Origin of the sequence: Streptomyces hygroscopicus subsp. hygroscopicus (assembly GCF_001553455.1) — a bacterium.
Taxonomy (GTDB): domain Bacteria; phylum Actinomycetota; class Actinomycetes; order Streptomycetales; family Streptomycetaceae; genus Streptomyces; species Streptomyces hygroscopicus.
In genome coordinates this window covers 20871-38989 of record NZ_BBOX01000098.1, presented here as the reverse complement: position 1 = coordinate 38989, position 18119 = coordinate 20871, and the positions used below count along the sequence as shown (strand labels likewise).

Annotated in this window: 14 protein-coding genes and 1 pseudogene; 8 read left to right on the top strand and 7 right to left on the bottom strand. The window is 69.8% G+C overall.

What is annotated here, in order from left to right; translation table 11 throughout:
• Positions 1-165 precede the first annotated feature (165 nt).
• From AXW62_RS11035 to AXW62_RS11025, 3 genes are all read right to left on the bottom strand, one after another.
• Positions 166-2073 (bottom strand): propionyl-CoA synthetase, encoded by a 1908-nt coding sequence (locus tag AXW62_RS11035; protein WP_060944342.1) that lies wholly within the window; start codon positions 2071-2073, stop codon positions 166-168.
• 162 nt (positions 2074-2235) lie between these two features.
• Positions 2236-2982 carry a creatininase family protein gene (locus AXW62_RS11030; protein WP_060944341.1) on the bottom strand — a complete coding sequence of 249 codons (747 nt, stop codon included), beginning with the start codon at positions 2980-2982 and terminating at the stop codon, positions 2236-2238.
• Between the two features lie 45 nt (positions 2983-3027).
• Complete coding sequence (locus tag AXW62_RS11025) at positions 3028-4533, bottom strand: MFS transporter (protein WP_079115567.1); 1506 nt, start codon at positions 4531-4533, stop codon at positions 3028-3030.
• Positions 4534-4690: 157 nt separating this feature from the next.
• On the opposite strand from AXW62_RS11025, the gene AXW62_RS11020 reads away from it, so the two are divergent.
• From AXW62_RS11020 to AXW62_RS11010, 3 genes are all read left to right on the top strand, one after another.
• Positions 4691-5347 (top strand): TetR/AcrR family transcriptional regulator, encoded by a 657-nt coding sequence (locus AXW62_RS11020; protein WP_060944340.1) that lies wholly within the window; start codon positions 4691-4693, stop codon positions 5345-5347.
• A 397-nt stretch (positions 5348-5744) separates the two neighbouring features.
• Positions 5745-6737: a helix-turn-helix transcriptional regulator gene (locus AXW62_RS11015; RefSeq protein ID WP_079115566.1), complete on the top strand. Its 993-nt coding sequence runs from the start codon at positions 5745-5747 to the stop codon at positions 6735-6737.
• A 1-nt stretch (position 6738) separates the two neighbouring features.
• On the top strand, positions 6739-7788 hold the full coding sequence (locus tag AXW62_RS11010) for an NAD(P)-dependent alcohol dehydrogenase (RefSeq protein WP_060944339.1): 1050 nt from the start codon (positions 6739-6741) through the stop codon (positions 7786-7788).
• A gap of 303 nt (positions 7789-8091) precedes the next feature.
• Here the strand turns inward: AXW62_RS11010 and AXW62_RS11005 are convergent, their stop codons facing one another.
• Entirely contained in the window at positions 8092-9438 is a 1347-nt protein-coding gene (locus tag AXW62_RS11005) for an NsdA family TPR-like regulatory protein (protein WP_060944338.1), read from the bottom strand.
• Between the two features lie 205 nt (positions 9439-9643).
• Here AXW62_RS11005 and AXW62_RS11000 point away from each other — a divergent pair, with 205 nt between their 5' ends.
• From AXW62_RS11000 to AXW62_RS10985, 4 genes are all read left to right on the top strand, one after another.
• Positions 9644-10081, top strand: a complete 438-nt coding sequence (locus AXW62_RS11000) for an ATP-binding protein (protein ID WP_060944337.1) — start codon at positions 9644-9646, stop codon at positions 10079-10081.
• 173 nt (positions 10082-10254) lie between these two features.
• Positions 10255-10554 carry a hypothetical protein gene (locus AXW62_RS10995; RefSeq protein WP_060944336.1) on the top strand — a complete coding sequence of 100 codons (300 nt, stop codon included), beginning with the start codon at positions 10255-10257 and terminating at the stop codon, positions 10552-10554.
• A 7-nt stretch (positions 10555-10561) separates the two neighbouring features.
• Positions 10562-11527, top strand: a complete 966-nt coding sequence (gene tgmB, locus AXW62_RS10990; RefSeq protein ID WP_060944335.1) for an ATP-grasp ribosomal peptide maturase — start codon at positions 10562-10564, stop codon at positions 11525-11527.
• Positions 11524-12726, top strand: coding sequence for a methyltransferase domain-containing protein (locus tag AXW62_RS10985; RefSeq protein WP_060944334.1), 1203 nt, complete (start codon positions 11524-11526; stop codon positions 12724-12726). The genes tgmB and AXW62_RS10985 overlap by 4 nt, the downstream gene beginning before the upstream one ends.
• 166 nt (positions 12727-12892) lie before the next feature.
• Here AXW62_RS10985 and AXW62_RS10980 read toward each other — a convergent pair.
• The 3 genes and pseudogenes from AXW62_RS10980 to hppD form a co-directional block, all read right to left on the bottom strand.
• A pseudogene (locus AXW62_RS10980) lies at positions 12893-14259 on the bottom strand (FAD-binding oxidoreductase).
• A 691-nt stretch (positions 14260-14950) separates the two neighbouring features.
• A complete protein-coding gene (locus AXW62_RS10975; protein WP_060944333.1) occupies positions 14951-15976 on the bottom strand; it encodes a phage baseplate protein in 1026 nt (341 codons plus the stop codon).
• A gap of 235 nt (positions 15977-16211) precedes the next feature.
• The gene (gene hppD, locus AXW62_RS10970; protein ID WP_030835917.1) at positions 16212-17360 is read right to left on the bottom strand and encodes a 4-hydroxyphenylpyruvate dioxygenase; all 1149 of its coding nucleotides are present in this window, start codon (positions 17358-17360) and stop codon (positions 16212-16214) included.
• 134 nt (positions 17361-17494) lie between these two features.
• Here hppD and AXW62_RS10965 point away from each other — a divergent pair, with 134 nt between their 5' ends.
• Entirely contained in the window at positions 17495-17962 is a 468-nt protein-coding gene (locus tag AXW62_RS10965; RefSeq protein WP_030835914.1) for an Lrp/AsnC family transcriptional regulator, read from the top strand.
• The last annotated feature ends 157 nt before the right edge of the window (positions 17963-18119 follow it).

Genomic DNA, 18119 nt, shown 5'->3' with positions numbered 1-18119 from the left:
CCCATCCGGCGGATCTTGTCCGCGACCGGTACCTCGAGTGGCCAGGCCCCTCGAGAACCGCATGCTGATCCACAACGCTGGCACGCCGACGACCACGGCCAAGACCCGAACACGATGGCGTACGGCGTCCGCTCCCACTCCTCGGGTCGCTCGTCCGCCAGTCCCTCATAGGTGCTGGGGGTCGTCGCGGAGTACCGGTCGCAGCGCCTCGATCACCGCCGGGTCGTCGATGGTGGAGGGCAGTTCGGGGTTTCGGCCGTCGGCGATGTCGCGCATGGTGCGACGCAGGATCTTGCCCGAACGCGTCTTGGGCAGCGCCGCGACCACGTCGACCCGGCGCAGCGCCGCCACGGGGCCGATCCTCTCCCGGACCGCGGCGACGAGTTCCGTGGCGATCGCCCGCGGATCGCGGTCGAGGCCCCCCTTGAGCACGACGAGACCGCGCGGCACCTGTCCCTTGAGCGGGTCGGTGACGCCGACGACGGCGCACTCGGCGACATCCGGGTGGGCGGCGAGCACCTCCTCCATCGCGCCGGTGGACAGCCGGTGCCCGGCCACGTTGATCACGTCGTCGATGCGGCCCATGACGTAGACGTATCCGTCCTCGTCCTTGCGTCCGCCGTCGCCGGTGAGGTAGTAGCCGCTGTAGGTGGACAAGTACGAGCGCACATATCGTGCGTCGTCCTGCCACACGGTGAGCAGCGTGCCGGGCGGCAGCGGCAGCCGGATCGCCACCGCGCCGTCGGCGCCCGGCGGCACGTCGCGGCCCGTCGTGTCGAGGATGCGCACGTCGTAGCCGGGCATGGGCACGGTGGGCGAACCGGCCTTGAGCGGGTGCGGCTCCAGCCCCATGGGGTTGGCGACGATCGGCCAGCCGGTCTCGGTCTGCCACCAGTTGTCGACCACCGGAACGCCGAGCAGGTCGGTGGCCCAGCGGTAGGTCTCCGGATCCAGCCGCTCGCCGGCCAGGAACAGGTGGCGCAGCGATCCGATGTCGTGGGCGTGCAGAAGCGCTCCGCGCGGGTCCTCCTTCTTCACCGCGCGGATCGCCGTCGGTGCGGTGAACAGCGCCGTCACACGGTGCTCGGCGATCACCCGCCACAGCGCACCGGCGTCCGGAGTGCCGACGGGCTTCCCCTCGTAGAGCACGGTGGTGCAGCCGGTGAGCAGCGGAGCGTAGACGATGTAGGAGTGGCCGACGACCCAGCCGACGTCCGAGGCCGCCCAGAAGACTTCACCGGGATGGGTGTCGTACACGTTCTCCAGGGACCAGCGCAGCGCGACCGCGTGGCCGCCGTTGTCGCGCACCACGCCCTTGGGCCGGCCGGTGGTGCCGGAGGTGTAGAGGATGTACAGCGGGTCGGTGGCGGCCACTGGGCGGCAGCCGACCGGCTCGGCGGTCGCCATGGCCTGGTCCCAGTCGAGGTCACGGCCGCTCATGTCCGCCGGGCACTGCGGCCGCTGGCGGATGACACAGTGCTCCGGCTGGTGTTCGGCCAGGGCGAGGGCCTCGTCCAGGAGCGGCTTGTACGGCACGACGCGGGTCGGCTCGATACCGCACGAGGCGGCGATGACGACCTTGGGGCGGGCGTCGTCGACGCGCACGGCCAGCTCATGCGCGGCGAATCCCCCGAAGACGACCGAGTGGACGGCGCCGATGCGGGCGCAGGCCAGCATGGCGACGACCGCCTCGGGAATCATCGGCATGTAGATCACGACGCGGTCGCCCTCGGTCACGCCGAGTCCGGCCAGCACTCCGGCGAACAGCGCGACCTCGTCCCGCAACTCCCGGTAGGTGAACGCCGACTTGCGGCCGGTGACCGGACTGTCGTACACCAGCGCGAGTTGCTCGCCGCGCCCGGCGTCGACGTGGCGGTCCAGAGCGTTGTGGCAGGTGTTCAACCGCCCGTCCGGGAACCACCGGTACAGCGGGGCCCGCGAGTCGTCGAGGGCCCGGGTCGGCGCGACGTCCCAGTCGATGGCGCGGGCGGCGTCCAGCCAGAAGCCTTCCGGATCCTCCAGGCTGCGCCGGTACTCAGCCGCATAGCCGTCCTGCTTCGGCGCCTGCGTCATGTCGATGCCCCTTCCCTCGCTCCGTCCCCGCCGTGCCGGGAGGTGCCTCCCGCTCGTGCCCGTCCCGTGCTCGTCCCGCGTCCGAGCGGGCGGGCGTACCCCGTACCCGCGTACCTGCGTACACCACGGTCAGCCCAGCGGATGTGTCCGCCGGGCCCAGGGTCATTTCATCAGCCATTCGGCGATGGCCTCGGCGCAGGCGTCCAAAATGGCTTCGCCCTTCTCCGCGGACGCCCTCCGCGCGTCACCCGCCACCCCCGACGACGTGACCGTGTGGAACGGCCGTGGTACGTGGATCGCTTCGCTCGGGTCCGACTGCAGCGCGATCTCCGGGCCGACCGCCTCGGCGAGCCGTCCCTCGTCGACCAGGTCCGGCGCGATCGCCATCGCCATGGATGTCTCGCCCTCGCAGGCGTGCATCAGTGTGTCCTGGTCCTCGAGGATCTCCGCGATCCGCTCCTGCCCGGCCATGAAGTAGCTGGTGACGGCGATGGGAGCGGACAGTTCCCGGGAGATTTCACCGCTGATGGCGTTCAGGGCCGTGATATTGCCCCCGTGGCCGTTGACGATCAGGATCTTGCTGAAACCGGCCATGAGGATGGAGCGGCACACATCGCGCAAAAGCGCGTGGTACGTCGCCAGGGTGAGGGTGAAGGTGCCGCCGAACGCGACGTGATGGTCCGCCAGCCCGCACCAGAGGGACGGGGCGACGACCACCGGCCTGCCCTGGGCGACCATGACCCCGGCTGCCCGTCGGCATGCCTCCGCGCTGAGGAAATCATCGACACCGGTGGGCAGGTGCGGACCGTGCTGCTCGGTGGAGCCCACGGGGAGCAGCACCGGTGCGTCCTGGGCTGCCAGTTCCTTGAGGGCGCGAGCTGTCATGCGGTTCCAGAGGATCTCTGGCATCTGGGGTGTTCCTTTCCTGGTGGTGGGCCGGCGGGCCGACGGAGGTCAGTGCGTGTTTTCGGGAATGACGGGGACGGCGGACCCGGCGGGGGACGCGGCGGACCTGGCGGGGGATGTGGCGGGCCTGGCGGGGGATGTGGCCCCTGCGGGGGCGTCCGGCTCGGCGACGGCGGCGCGGACCGGAGCCGAGATGGATTCCAGCCCCAGCCCCGTGGTCCGCACGCCGAAGACGATCGAGACGGCCGCCAGCAGCATCGCCGCGGCGACGACGGTGAAGGCGACCGCCGCTCCGTAGGCGTCCAGGAGGGGGACCAGGTAGAAGGGGGCCGCCGCTGTCGAGAGCCGGCTCAGTGAGTACAGCCAGCCGGTGGCGGTGGTGCGCACACTCGTGGGGAACTGTTCCAGCTGGTAGATGTGGCCGGAATTCGACATGACGTTGGCCACCACGGTGAAGCAGAAACCCGAGGCGATGATCGCGGCCGCCGAGCGGGCGTTCCCGTATACGAGCCCGAACACCGCCATACCCACCAGCGACGCGGACAGGATCCACTTCCGCTCTGCCCTCTCCATGATGAGCATGGACAGATAGGAGCCGAGCGGATAGCCGATGAACGAGAAGGTCAGATAGGTCAGCGACGTCCCGAGGTCGAATCCCTTGTCGGCGAGGACGAGCGTGGCGAGGTTGCCGAAACCGTAGAAGCCGACGGGCGCAAGGATCCAGAGGATCGCCATGATCACCGTGCGCCGGGCGAGGGGGCGGCGGAAGATGGCGCGGACGGGCACCGGTTCTGCCGCGACGTCCCGCCGCTCGGACTCGTCGGAGACCGCGGGAGATGTCCATCCTTCGGCCTCGGCGGCCTTCTCGAAGCGGCTGGTGACGGCGTCGGCCTCCGCCGTGCGTCCGACCGACTCCAGCCAGCGGGGTGACTCGGGCAGACCTCTGCGCACCAGGAACGTCAGCAGGGCTCCGAGCGACCCGATGGCGAACATCCAGCGCCATCCCGCGACACCGAGCGGAGCGCCGTCCACCAGCACCAGGCCCAGGAAGCCCACGGCGGGGACGGCGAGGTAGGCACCCGTGAACGCCCATGCCACGTAGTAGCCGCGCCGGGCCGGCGGGAGGATGTCCCCCAGGAACGAGTCCGTCACCGGCAACTCCCCACCCAGGCCGATGCCGGCCACGAAGCGGAAGATCACGAGCGTCCACAGGTCCGGGGCCAGGGCGCAGGCGAGCGTGGCCGCGGAGTACAGGGTCAGCGTGACCATGTAGGCGGTCCGCCGTCCGACACGGTCCGCGAGCCGCCCGATCACCACGGCTCCGACGAAGGCTCCGACGAACGCCGAGGCCAGAACAAGCGACAGCTCGAAGCCGCCCAGGGCGAAGGTCGTCTTCAGTGTGGTCGCCAGCACTCCGGCGAGGAACAGCTCGTAGATCTCGAAGAAGTTGCCCAGCGCCATGACGCCGGCGAAGCGCTTGTGGAGCCTGGTGATCGGCAGCCGGTCGAGCCGTGCCGCGACGGAGGAGTCGGGCACCCCTGAGAAAGATCGCATTCTTCTCCTTCTAGGCCGAACCGCATATTCTCCTCCCGGGAAGTTAGACTGGACAGTAGAGTCCAGGTTGGGCTGTTGGCAAGAGCTTCGACAGGTCCCGGAGCAACACGTCGCCGCACTAGACTGGTGCGTCCAGTACAGAAAGAGGTGCTTGACGGTGGACCCCGCGCCCTCCCAGCCCGCCCGGCAAGGCAAGGGCCGCTCCCGCAACCGACTGAAGATCCTCGCGGCGGCGAAGGCACTCTTCCTCCGGGACGGCTACGACGGCGTGAACCTCGAACGGGTCGCCACACAGGCCGAGGTCGCCCGGCAGACGGTCTACAACCAGTTCGGGAGCAAGGAAGCGGTCTTCCGTGCCGTGATGGAGCACCACTGGTCCAGCCTGCCGCTCGGAGATCTGTCGACGCGCCTCGATCAGAGCCTGGGGAGCGGCGGCGACCCGGCCGGATTCCTGCGCCAGTTCTCCGAGATCCTTCTGACCTTCATCGAGGACACGGATCAGGTCGCCTTCACGCGGCTGGTGATCGCCGAGTCCCGCCGGAGCCCGTGGATCGCCGAGGAGTTCTACCGGGTCGGCAAGGAGCCGTTGACCAAGGCACTCACCGACTGCCTGCGGCGTCTGCACGAGACAGGGAAGATCAACTGCCCGTCCCCGGGCCTGGCGGCACACCAATTCCTGGGACTCGTCCAGGAATTCATCATCTGGCCGCAGGTCATGGCGATCGGGCCGGACGTCATGAACATGCCGCCGTTCGACGTGGTCGTCGAAGAGGGAATCGCCATGTTCCTCGATCGCTACGGAATCCGCGACTAATGCCGCGTTCATCGGGTTTTGCCCGGTAGCGAGGCGTCCTGGTGCGTGCGATCGCACGGCGGCCGGAAGCCCTCGCCGTGGGCCTCCTCGGGCTTTCGGCCAACGCGGCGAGCGTGCGTGCCAGGGCGGCGAGCGGGACGACCCCTGGCTGACGCGGCACCAGCCCGAGGCTTGGCGTGCCGAGCGGTCGCAGGAGCCGCAGTGCGACCCGGAGCGCGCTGTCACGGTCTATCGGACCCGCCCACGAGCGGCGTCCACAGCTTCCCGCCGCTACTCTCCCGTGCGAGCGCCACGAAGCATACGAGCGGCGACGGCCCGCCTGGCCCCGCCCGGCCTAGGTCCAGCAGACCTACTTTGGCACGCTCGGGTGGCGCTTCCGTTGCCAATACTGGAACCCATGGACCGCAACACCGAGCTCAGTGAGTTCCTGCGGACCCGCAGGGCACGGCTGAGCCCTGGGGAGGCGGGCGTGAGCGTGAGCAATGACAGCCCGCGCCGGGTGCCGGGGCTGCGCCGCGAGGAGTTGGCGCAGCTGGCCGGGGTGAGCACGGACTACTACACGCGTCTGGAACAGGGCCGCCACCTCAATGTGTCGGAGGCGGTACTGGACGCCGTGGCCCGTGCGCTGCAGCTGGACGACACCGAACGCGCGTACCTCTTCGAGCTGGCCCGGCCGCGCCCGCGCCGTACGGTGCGCCGCCGGCCGCCCCGCCCCCAGCGGGTGCGGCCCGGGGTGCACGCGCTGCTGCGGACGCTCGACGGGGTCTCCCCGGCCTTCGTGCTCGGGCGCAGGGGCGATGTCCTGGCCGCCAACCGGCTGGCCCGGGCGCTGATCATCGACTTCGAGGCGCTCCCGTACCACGAGCGGAACATGGCCCGTTTCATGTTCCTCGACGAGGCGGCCCGTGAGCTGTGGCCGGAGTGGGAGACGGTCGCGGCGGAGATGGTGGCCTCCCTCCGGCTGGAGGCCGGGCGTCATCCCGACGATCCCCGGCTGACCGAGCTGGTGGGCGAGCTGACCATCAAGAGCCAGGAGTTCCGCAAGTGGTGGGCGGACCACAACGTGCGGGAGAAGACCCACGGCGTCAAGCTCTACCACCATCCCGTGGTGGGGGACATGACACTGGCCTACGAGAACGTGACCGTGCCCGGCGATCCGGACCAGGCGCTGTGCATCTACACGGTCGAGCCGGGGTCGCCCTCGGAGGAGGCGCTGCGGCTGCTGGCCAGCTGGACCGCTGCTCCGTCCGCGAGTCCCGGTCCCTCCGCGTCCCCTTCACCGGCGCGTCCATCGGGGGCGGCGTCCCGTGACGATTCCCCCTCCTCCCACCCGTCCCCCCGTACTTCACATTCCTCTCGTTCCTCTCGTTCCTCTCATGGAGATACCTGATATGACCACCAGCGTCACCGCCTACGCAGCCCCCGCTCCGAAGGCCCCGCTGGAGAAGACCACGATCGAGCGCCGCGCACTGCGCGAGCACGACATCCTCATCGAGATCGCCTACGCCGGCATCTGTCACTCCGACATCCACCAGGTCCGCGAGGAGTGGGGCACTGCCCTCTTCCCGATGGTGCCCGGCCACGAGATCGCCGGTGTGGTGGCCGAGGTCGGCTCCGGTGTGACCAAGTACGCCGTGGGCGACCGGGTCGGCGTGGGCTGCTTCGTCGACTCCTGCCGCGAGTGCGAGAACTGCCTCGCCGGTGAGGAGCAGTACTGCCTCAAGGGCGAGGTGCCGACGTACAACGGCAAGGAGTACGACGGCGCCCCCACCTACGGCGGCTACAGCACCCACATCGTGGTCGACGAGAACTACGCGCTGCGCATCCCCGAGGGGATATCGCTGGACGTCGCGGCCCCGCTGCTGTGCGCCGGGATCACCCTCTACTCCCCGCTGGCCCACTGGAACGCCGGCCCCGGCAAGAAGGTCGCCATCATCGGCCTCGGCGGCCTCGGCCACATGGGCGTGAAGATCGCCCACGCGATGGGCGCCGAGGTGACCGTGCTGAGCCAGACGCTCCGCAAGAAGGACGACGGGCTGCGACTGGGCGCCGACCACTTCTACGCCACCAGCGACGAGTCCACCTTCACCGAGCTGGCCGGCACGTTCGACCTGATCGTCAACACGACCTCGGCGAACCTCCCGCTGGACGGCTACCTGTCGCTGCTGAAGCGGGACGGCACGCTGGTGCACGTGGGCGCGCCGGAGAACCCCAGCGCCTTCAGCCAGTTCTCGCTGATCATGGGCCGCAAGTCGATGGCCGGGTCGAAGATCGGCGGCATCCGGGAGACCCAGGAGATGCTGGACTTCTGCGCCGAGCACGGTCTGGGCGCGGAGATCGAGCTGATCAACGGCGACCAGATCAACGAAGCCTACGACCGGGTCGTGAGCAGCGATGTGCGGTACCGCTTCGTGATCGACATCGCGTCGCTCACGGGCTGACCAACGTGTGTCGGTCACGGTGTGGCCAACGTCGTGTCGCTCACGCCGTGCCCGACGTCGCGTCGCTCACGGCGTGATCGCCCTCGCCACCCCGGAGGCGCGATCGTCGACCTCGCCTCTCCGGAGGCGCGATCGACCTCGCTTCGCTCACGGCGGACGTGGGCGACACCCAGCGCTCAGGGCGTGATCGACATCCCGCGCCGACGGTGTGCCCCCCGTACCGACGGCGTGATCCGCTTCTGAGCCGAGGCCGTCCGGACCACCCCCCGGGTCCGGACGGCCTCACCGTCTCAGATCTTTATTTCAAGCTGCCTTCAGATGGGCGACTTCGCGCGCCCGTTCGGTGACGCTGCGCACAACCGGCAGCGACGCATACGGCTTGAGGCCGGTGCGCAGGTTTCTCATGTGCTCATCCCCCCGCGCAGAGCTGATCATCTGGTGCTCGTCGAGAAACTCGTTCCAGGTGGCACAGGCTGCCTCGACGTGCCGCATGGCCATCTGCCGTTGAGCGATCACCCCAAGGCAGTGCACTCGCCCCTGACGTTCTTGGAGGCTGCGGGCGGCGTTGGAGCGGCGCAGGGCCTTGATGCTGCCCGGCCCGTCCTTGAGTGACCACCTGACGTGCGCCTCGTGGAAGTGGAAGGCGGCTTCGTCGTACCCACCCACGGCATCCCGCCGGTTGTCCGCCTGAGCCAGGGCGGCCTCCGTCTCACGCAAGCGCGTCACAGCGGTTTTCCGGTCGCCGGTCATCGCCGCCGCGGCGGCCTGCTGCCCACGCAGGAACGCCACCAGACGCGGCCCGGATGCGGGTGCGGCCTCCGCCGCCGCGTCCGCGAGTTCCAGGGCCTTCGGTCCGTAGCCGAGGTGGGACGCCTGCAAGGACATGCCTCGCAGGGTCCGGCAGTAGGTGATGTGGTCCTCGCCGCTCGCCGCGAGGTCGAGCGCGCGCAGGTAGTACTTCTGCCCGAGCCCTTGCTTCATCTCGTACATCGCCATCCAGCCCGTGAGGTACACGAAGTCCGAGACGGCCGCGAGCATGGCCTTACGCACCTTGTCCGAGGCGTCAGCGTGCAGATAGGTGCCGATGGTGTTGGTGATGAACGCCGCCGCCATCGGCCGAGCGTGACCAGCTCCGAGCTCATCCAGGATCTCGGCGACCTTGTCGGTCATCCTGGTCACGGTCTCAACGTCGCTCATACCGATACGAAGAATGCGCCCCGCGCTGGTGCCCTTCACCCGCTGGTCCGGTTCTCCGGCCAGCTCGTCGTATGTGGGGACCACCAGCGTGGCCGCGTACATAGCCGCAGTCAGCACGCTGCGGCGGGACGGGTCCATATCCGCTCGGCTCAGCGCCATCACTCCCGAAACAACATCGCGCTCTTCGGCCGGACCGTCCCCCCAGCCGACTTCGGCGGACGTTACCGGCCGCCCGGCGAGTCGGGAGAGCGCTTCGAGGATCGCGGGCCGTGCCTGCGGCTTCGGCGTACTGCCGGCGAGCCACTGCGACACGCTCGACTTGTCGTAATGCAGCGTGACCCCGAGTTCCTTTCCGACGGCGTTTGTGCGCCGCGCCAGCTGCGCGTTTCCGATCCCCTCCGTCTGCATCAGGCCCGCGAGAGCCCTGTTCGGCGTGCGCAGTCGTCGTGCCATTCCCACCCCCGAGCTGTGTTCAACCAGTTCAACCGTGCCTCCACTCTGCTCCCTTACCCCGATGCACGCGCTGGAGTTGAGTGATTACCGGCCGTTCGGTGATCGAGATCGGGCGGCCGGTTGACAGTCGCACCGGTTTCTTCACCCCCAGCCCCAAGAAGGACCGGCGCGGTTTTTCCCCCGCCCCCTGACCAAGGCGTGATCCATGACGATGACGGCAAGCAGAGCCCGCGCGACGGGATGCCAGGGCTACAGCGAGACCCACCCGCGCACAAAAGAGACGGCGTCCGTGGCGCGCGGCCTGGTCCGCACGGCGTGCGCCGCGTGGGGCCTCGGCGATGAGACGGCGGAAACCGCCGCGCTGGCGATGTCCGAACTCGTCACCAACGCCGTGAACCACGCCCGGGGGCACAGCCTGCGCGTGATCGTGGACCGCCCGGCGCATGACCGGCTGTACCTGGCGATCGTGGACATGGACCCGTCCCGGGTGCCGATGCTGCGCGCCCCCGGCGGCGACGACACCGACGGGCGGGGCCTGATCCTGGTCGACGTTCTTGCCGACCGGTGGGGCTACGACCTGTTGGGCCCCGCACGGCGGCCGAACCGTAAGCGCTGCTGGGCCGAAATGAAGGCGGCCCCGTGATGCTGCTCGACGGCTTGAACGAGGCTACCCGGCCGCAGCGTCGGCGCATGCGCCAACGGCGAACGCCCGTGCCTTGCCCGTGCCCGCCTCCGGGAACGGGGCGATTCGCACCGCACGACCACCGAGGCCACGCCATCGGGGCGCGGCCGACCTGTCACAGGAAGGAATGCGGAATGACAACAGCCACCGCTGATGTGAGAGAAGCCTTTCCGCTCGCGCCCGAGGGTGGGCGCATCCCGTACAGCAGCGCACCGCCGAGCGGACCGTACACGCGCCCATGGATTCTCCGTTTCGCCCGCGTTCCCGACGCCACGCAGGCGATCGTGAAGCCGCCGGCCGTCTACGACAACGAGTTACAGATGTCCCGGGGCTTGTACGACGGCCCGCTCCCCTACATGCAAACCCACAACCCCACGGTTCCCGACGGCAATGTGAAGAACCCCCCGCCGCTCGACGAGGGCGCGAAGGACTGATGCCCTCATGCCCACCGTTCTCGTGATCGCAGCGCGCGACGACTGGCCGACCGACCGCGTCGTTAAGGCACTCACGGACGGTGGAGCGGAGGTGTTCCGCATGGACACCGCCGAGTTCCCGCAAGAGGTCACCCTCGCCGGGCGTATCGACGCTCGACGAGGGTGGTCCGGCGGACTCACCACCGCTCACCGCGCCGTCAGCCTCGCCGATGTCTCCGCCGTCTACTACCGCGCCCCGAACCCGTTCAGCCTGCCCGCGACCATGTCGAAACCCGAGCACCGGTTCGCCGCCGCGCAGGCCCGCGCCGGACTCGGCGGCATCATCACCGCCCTCGACTGCCGATGGGTCTCCCACCCCGCCGCCATGTCCCGCGCCGAGTACAAGCCGCTTCAGCTCGCCACCGCTCGAACCTGCGGCTTGACCGTTCCGCCCACGCTCATCACCAACAGCCGCGATGCCGTCCGCGCGTTCGTCGGCGACGTAACCGGTCCGATCGTCTGCAAGCCGGTGGCCACGCCTGTGTTCATCGAAGACGACCAGTTCAAGGCCGTGTACACCCGTCGTGTCACCGAGGACGACCTCGCCGACCTGCGCGGCATCGACACCACCGCGCACCTGTTCCAAGCGTGGGTCGACAAGGCGTACGAGGTGCGGCTCACGGTCGTCGGCGACCGGCTGTTCGCCGCCGAAGTCCACGCGGGCAGCGACGCCGCACATACGGACTGGCGCAGCGATTACCGCTCGCTCACGTACCGGATCGGCACAGCCCCACCCAACGTCGTCGAGGGCGTACGACGCTACATGGATCGCCTTGACCTCCGGTTCGCGGCCTTCGACTTCGTCGTCAGCCCCGACGGGGTGTGGACTTACCTGGAAGCGAATCCGTGCGGGCAGTGGGACTGGATCGAGCACGCAACCGGCCTGCCCATCGCCCAGGCCATCGCCGACGAACTGCAAGGAGTCTCCCGATGAACGCCGCAGCCCTCGACCAGGCCCGCCCCTACATGACGGCCCTCGCCGACGAACTCACTCAGGCCGGCGCCATCCGCACCCGCCCCTGGGCAGAAGCGTTCGCGAATGTCCCCCGCCATGTGTTCGTCCCCCAGTGGTTCGAGCAGGAGACCAACGACAAAGGCATCACCGTCTGGCGCGAGCACCGCGCCACCACCGCCGAGGACGCCCTCGCCGCCGTCTACCGCGACCAGACCCTCGTGACCGCCCTTGACCCGGCCACCGCCGAGCAGGTCGACGAGACGGCATGGACCGGCGTCCCGACCTCGTCCAGCACTCTGCCAAGCCTCATGGCCGGCATGCTCGAAGACCTCAACGCCGAAGATGGACACCGGATTCTCGAAATCGGCACCGGCACCGGCTACAACGCCGCCCTATTGTGCGCACGCCTCGGGGAACACCTCGTGCACTCCATCGACGTCGACCCCGTCCTCGTCGAGGCCGCACAGCAGCGCCTCACCGACGCCGGATGCACCCCACAAGTCATCGCGGGCGACGGTACGCGGGGCTACCCCACCGGGGACACGTTCGACCGGATCATCGCCACCTGTTCCGTGCCCGCCATCCCTCAAGCGTGGATCGACCAGAGCAAGCCCGGAACCATTCTTGTCGTCGACGTCGCCCTCGGCATCGAGGGTGGCCTCGTCCGCCTCGCCGTCGACGAGCAACAGCGCGCCCTCGGCCACTTCACCACCACCGCCGGCCGCTTCATGGCAGCCCGCACCGACGCACGCACCTACGCCCCGCCCCCGCGACCTGAACGGGCACCGGAAGCAGAAACCCGACCCACGGTGGTCACCGCCGAGAACATCCGCGGTCACTACCCCTTCCGCCTGTTGCTCGCCTTCCACCTGCCCGAGGCGGAATTCGTGTACCACCTCGACGACACCACAGGCACCATGGCCATCCAGATTCAGCAGCCCGACGGATCTTGGGCCCGCGCACCCCTGACCGGCGAGAACACCGGCACCGTCAGCTACGGCGGTGACGCCGAACTCTGGGAGCAGGCCGAGTCGGCTTGGCGTTGGTGGAACGACGTCGGCCGCCCGTCGCAGGACCGGTTCGGGTACGCCCGTGAAGCGGACGGAAGCGCTTACGTCTGGCACATCCCCGACGGAACCCGATGGAGCCTCCCCCACACCACAGCTGGGCGCGCATGAAAGACACCGCATGGGGCACCGTCGCCCGACTCGTCGAGCGGCTCGACGCAGCGGGCGCGGCCGCGCCCGAGGTCGCCCGCCTGCTGCGCGCACTCAAGATCAGTGAAGAGGCGGGCGAGGTCGCACGGAGGGCTTGCCCCGAGGCGGGGACCTGCCAGGGCCGCCGTCAGAACAGCTTGCCGGGGTTGAGCAGGCCCAGCGGATCGAAGACCTGCTTGATACCGCGCTGCAACTCCACCCCCACCGGGCCCAGTTCACGCGCCAGCCACTCCCGCTTCAGGACGCCGACGCCGTGTTCACCGGTGATGGTGCCGCCCAGCTCCAGGCCCAGAGCCATGATCTCGTCGAAGGACTCCCGGCCCGGCGGGACTCGTCGGGGTCACCGGCGTCGAAACAGACCGTGGGATGGGTGTTGCCGTCCCCGGCGTGGGCGACGACGCCGATGGTGAGGCCGTACTTCGCGGCGATCGCGGCCGTGCCGTCGATCATCTCGGCGAGCCGGGAGCGGGGCACACAGACGTCGTCGATCATGGTGACGCCCTTGACCGCCTCCAGCGCCGGAAGCGTCATCCGGCGGGCCTGGAGCAGCAGGTCGGACTCGGCGGCGTCCTCGGCCGGGACCACCTCCGTGGCACCGGCCGCCGTGCACAGCTCGGCGACGGCGGCGAGGTCGGATGCCGGGTCCGGGGTGTCGAAGGCCGCCATCAGCAGGGCCTCGGTGGACTCCGGGAGGCCCATGTTCCCCATCGCGTTGACCGCGCGGACGCTCGTGCGGTCCATCAGCTCCAGCAGCGAGGGGGTGTGGCCGCGCTCCATGATCCGGCAGATCGCGTCGCAGGCGGACGCGGTGGAGGGGAACTCGGCGGCCAGGACCAGATGTTCGGGCGGGGCGGGCTTGAGGGCCAGGACCGCGCCGACCACGATGCCGAGGCTTCCCTCGGAGCCGACGAAGAGCCGGGTCAGGTCGTAGCCCGCGACGCCCTTGGCGGTGCGGCGGCCAGTCTTCAGCAGCCGTCCGTCGGCGAGGACGACATCGAGCCCGAGGACGTATTCGGCGGTGACGCCGTACTTCACGCAGCACAGCCCGCCGGACGCGGTGCCGATGTTGCCCCCGATGGTGCACTGCTCCCAGCTGGAGGGGTCCGGCGGGTAGTACAGCCCCTTCTCCATCACCGCGCGGGAGAGGGCGGCGTTGATCACGCCCGGTTCGACGACCGCGATCCGGTCGACCGGGTTGATCTCCAGGACCCGGTCCATCTTGACCAGGGACAGCACGATGCAGCCGTCGGACGCGTTGGCCGCGCCCGACAAACCGGTGCGCGCCCCCTGGGGCACGACCGGGACGCGCAGCGCGGTGGCGGTGCGGCAGACGTGCTGCACCTGCTCGACGGTGCGCGGGAGGACGACCACGGCGGGCGCCCCCGCCTCGCAGAAGCTCGCCATGTCGTGTGCGTAGGCCCCGGTCACGTCCGGGTCGGTCAGCACCGCCTCCGCGGGGAGGCCCTCCCGCAGCAGCTCGATGAGGTCCGTCATGGATCCAGACTCGCACCCGGGGAGCGCGCGGGGAAGATCACCGACGCGGACGGGTTGCGGGCGATGAGTGCCACGCCCCCGCGGGAGCCGCGGAGCGGCAGAGCCGTGCCCGGGGTGTCGGGGGCCTGGGGTGCCGGGGGCGTGGGGTGCCGGGGGCCGGAGGCGCAGGGGGCCGGAGGCCCGGGGCGCCGGGGTGCTTCGGGGGTGGCGGGTCCCCTGGGGGGCGCCGGGATGGCCCGGGAGCACCGGGATGCACTGGGCACCAAGGTGCCCAGGGAGTACCGGGGTGCCCCAGGGGCGCCGGGATGCCCTGGGCACCGGGGTGCCCAGGGACCATCCGCGCTGTCCGGGTGCCCGGGTCACCACAACCCACCCCGGCTGCCCGGGTCACTGCGACCCACCCCGGGTGCCCGGGGCGACCCACCCCCGGGTGCCCGGATCACCGCGACCGGGCAACCGGCCCGGGTGCCCGGGTCACCGCTCCGTAGCTGGGTGTTCGGGGTCCCCGCGCCGTGGCTGGGCACCCGGGGTCACCGCGCCCTACCCGGGTTACTGCCACCTGCCCGGGGTTACTGCTCCCCCTGCCCAAGCGCACCGCGCCCTGCCCAGGGACACCACGCCCTGCCCAGGCGCACCACGCCCTGCCCACGGGCACCACGCCCTGCCGAGGCGCACCGCGCCCTGCCCAGGGTCACTGCGCCTTGTAGTAGATGCTGGCCTTACGGTCTCCGGCGGCGCCCGAGGCGAAGCCCATGCACAGTCGGCGGGGGCTGGACAGCTGGACGGCCATGCCCTCGGGCTCGCGGTAGCCGAGCGAGTAGGCGGCCTCGGTGCGGGAGCGCTGGACGAGTTCGCCGGTGCGCAGATCGACGCAGGAGACGTAGGTGTTGCCGTGGCCGGAGGGCGGGTTGGCGCCGTCCTCGTCGGTGTAGGCGGTGCCGGTCAGCTGGTACAGGTAGTCGCCGAGGACCGTGAAGCCCTGGAAGACCTCGCCGTCCTCGACGCCGGTCTGGGGTATGTCGTCGTACACCGCGGTGTAGTCGCCCGCGCTGACCCCGGACAGGCTCATCAGCCGGTAGCGGACCTCGCCGCCGAGGCGGTAGCGCAGCAGCAGCCGGCGGTTGAGCATGTCGACGGCGGGCTGGTTGCTGGTGGAGCCCGCCACAGGGCGGTGCTTGACCAGCGAGGACGACGCGGAGGAGAGCACCGCGCCGTCCGCGAACCTGAACCGGCTGATGGCGCGGCCGTAGCCGGAGTCGGGGTTGGCGTCCGACTCGGTCCACAGACAGGCGGTGGCGCCGATCGGCTCACAGCCCATGGCGACGCCGTGCCCGAACCCCAGGAGGTACATGGAGCCCAGCTCGACGCCGGCGAGGGACAGCTTGGTGACGCACAGATCGCCGTGGGCGGCGCGGTCGGCGCCGGAAACGGGGGCGGATTCCCCGCTGAGCTGGATACCGCCCTGCATCAGCTGAACGGTGTAGATGTGCCCGTTGACGTCGTCGAACGCGAACGACTGCAGCACGGTGGAGTTGTGCGGGGTCTTCTCGCGGATCAGCTGGGCGGAGGGCACCGACAGATCGAACCGGCCCCCGGCCACGGTGGCGGCCCCCGCGCGGGCGGCGAAGGCGCCCAGCGCGCCGGCCGCGGCGCCTCCTCCGCCGAGGGTGAACCTACGCCTGGTCAGACGGCCCGCGGCGTACTTTTCCGTGTGCATTGATACTCAACAACTCCCCATACGAACACGCCGTGTTGGAGTGGACGGATCGCCGTGAGTGTAGACGGTGGGAAAGCGCTCCCATTCGGGTGTTCGCTTTTTCTGGTAGGAGCGGCGCATTGCGCCCCCGAGGGCCGGACGGGGGCAGGGGCGAAGAGGCAGCGCGGCGGAGCGGCGGAGCGGCGGGCGCGGTACGGCGAATGGGCGGGCCCCAGGGCCCGCCCACCGCTCGTGTTCAGAGGTTGCCGCGTTTGGCCTGCTCGCGCTCGATCGCCTCGAACAGCGCCTTGAAGTTGCCCTTGCCGAAGCCCATCGAGCCGTGCCGCTCGATGAGTTCGAAGAAGACGGTCGGCCGGTCCTGGACCGGCTTGGTGAAGATCTGGAGCAGATAGCCGTCCTCGTCCCGGTCGGCGAGGATCTTCAGCTCACGGAGGGTCTCCAGCGGGACGCGGGTGTCGCCGACCCACTCCCCCAGCGTGTCGTAGTACGAGTCCGGGGTGTCCAGGAACCGCACCCCGGCCGCGCGCATCGCCCGCACCGTGGCGACGATGTCGTTGGTGGCGAGCGCGATGTGCTGGACGCCGGGGCCGCCGTAGAACTCCAGGTACTCGTCGATCTGCGACTTCTTCTTGCCGACGGCGGGCTCGTTGAGCGGGAACTTCACCTTGCGGGTGCCGTCCGCCACCACCTTCGACATCAGCGCGGAGTACTCGGTGGCGATGTCGTCGCCCACGAACTCCTTCATGTTGGTGAAGCCCATGACCTCGTTGTAGAAGCGCACCCACTCGTCCATCCGGCCGAGCTCCACATTGCCGACGCAGTGGTCGATCGCCTGGAAGTTCCTGCGCGCCGGCGGCTCGACGATCGGCTCGGCCTCGGCGTAGCCGGGCAGGTACGGGCCGTCGTAGCCGGTGCGCTCGACGAGGGTGTGACGGGTGTCGCCGTAGGTGCGGATGGAGGCGAGCACCACCGTGCCGTGCTCGTCCTTGACCTCGTGCGGCTCCTCGATCCCGGTGGCGCCGTGCTCGACGGCGTACGCGTACGCGGCCCGCGCGTCCGGCACCTCCACCGCAAGGTCGATCACCCCGTCGCCGTGCTCCGCGACGTGCTCGGACAGGAAGCGGCCCCAGGCGCTCACCGGTTTGATCACGGAGGTGAACACGAAGCGGGCGCCGCCCGAGACGAGGACGTAACTGGCCGTCTCCCGGCTGCCGTTCTCCGGGCCGGAGTAGGCGACGAGCGTCATGCCGAACGCGGTGGCGTAGTAGTGCGCGGCCTGCTTGGCGTTGCCGACGGCGAAGACGACCGCGTCCATCCCCTTCACGGGGAACGGGTCGGCGTGCCGTGCGTCCCCCTGCTGCAGCATCTCTGTCGTCTCAGTCATACTTCGAAGCGTCCCGCCACGACTCAAGGTGCGCAATAGTTCCCGAAACTGCTGGACATCCTGTATAGCTGTTTGCTGGTCCAGCAGCACATTCTGTGCAGAGTGACCACCGTCACAGCGGAGAGGGAGACCTCATGGGAATCGACGGACTCGACGCCCGCCTGATCGAGCTGCTCGCCGAGGAGCCGCGGATCGGGGTGCTGGAGGCGTCGCGCCGCCTCGGCGTCGCCCGCGGCACGGCGCAGGCGCGGCTGGACCGGCTGCGGGCGCAGGGGGTGATCCGGGGTTTCGGCCCCGACGTGGACCCGGCGGCCCTCGGCTATCCGGTCACCGCGTTCGCGACGCTGGAGATCAAGCAGGGGCAGGGGCAGGACGTACGGGCGCATCTGACGACCGTCCCCGAGGTGCTGGAGCTGCACACCACCACCGGCCACGGCGACATGCTCTGCCGACTGGTCGCCCGCTCCAACGCCGATCTGCAGCGGGTGATCGACCTGGTCGTGGGGTTCGAGGGGATCGTCCGGGCCTCGACGACGATCGTGATGGAGAACGCGGTCCCCCTGCGGATCATCCCGCTGGTGCGGCAGGCGGCGCGGGACTGAGCACGCGGATCCGGAAGAGCCGCTGAAACCGGAGCCACCGGAGCTAGGAGCTACCGGAGCCACCGGAGCTACCGGAGATACCGGAGCCACCGGAGCTACCGGAGCTACCGGAGCTACCGGATCCAAAGATTCCGCTGCAAAGAAAGTATTGCAAGTA

Bases quoted from the DNA above. Each gene is read 5' to 3' on its own strand.
- AXW62_RS11025 (WP_079115567.1), bottom strand. From the start codon at position 4,533: ATGCGATCTTTCTCAGGGGTGCCCGACTCCTCCGTCGCGGCACGGCTC.
- AXW62_RS10995 (WP_060944336.1), top strand. From the start codon at position 10,255: ATGACAACAGCCACCGCTGATGTGAGAGAAGCCTTTCCGCTCGCGCCC.
- AXW62_RS11005 (WP_060944338.1), bottom strand. From the start codon at position 9,438: ATGGCACGACGACTGCGCACGCCGAACAGGGCTCTCGCGGGCCTGATG.
- hppD (WP_030835917.1), bottom strand. From the start codon at position 17,360: ATGACTGAGACGACAGAGATGCTGCAGCAGGGGGACGCACGGCACGCC.
- tgmB (WP_060944335.1), top strand. From the start codon at position 10,562: ATGCCCACCGTTCTCGTGATCGCAGCGCGCGACGACTGGCCGACCGAC.
- AXW62_RS11015 (WP_079115566.1), top strand. From the start codon at position 5,745: ATGGACCGCAACACCGAGCTCAGTGAGTTCCTGCGGACCCGCAGGGCA.
- AXW62_RS11000 (WP_060944337.1), top strand. From the start codon at position 9,644: ATGACGATGACGGCAAGCAGAGCCCGCGCGACGGGATGCCAGGGCTAC.
- AXW62_RS11010 (WP_060944339.1), top strand. From the start codon at position 6,739: ATGACCACCAGCGTCACCGCCTACGCAGCCCCCGCTCCGAAGGCCCCG.
- AXW62_RS10965 (WP_030835914.1), top strand. From the start codon at position 17,495: ATGGGAATCGACGGACTCGACGCCCGCCTGATCGAGCTGCTCGCCGAG.
- AXW62_RS10975 (WP_060944333.1), bottom strand. From the start codon at position 15,976: ATGCACACGGAAAAGTACGCCGCGGGCCGTCTGACCAGGCGTAGGTTC.
- AXW62_RS11035 (WP_060944342.1), bottom strand. From the start codon at position 2,073: ATGACGCAGGCGCCGAAGCAGGACGGCTATGCGGCTGAGTACCGGCGC.
- AXW62_RS10985 (WP_060944334.1), top strand. From the start codon at position 11,524: ATGAACGCCGCAGCCCTCGACCAGGCCCGCCCCTACATGACGGCCCTC.
- AXW62_RS11030 (WP_060944341.1), bottom strand. From the start codon at position 2,982: ATGCCAGAGATCCTCTGGAACCGCATGACAGCTCGCGCCCTCAAGGAA.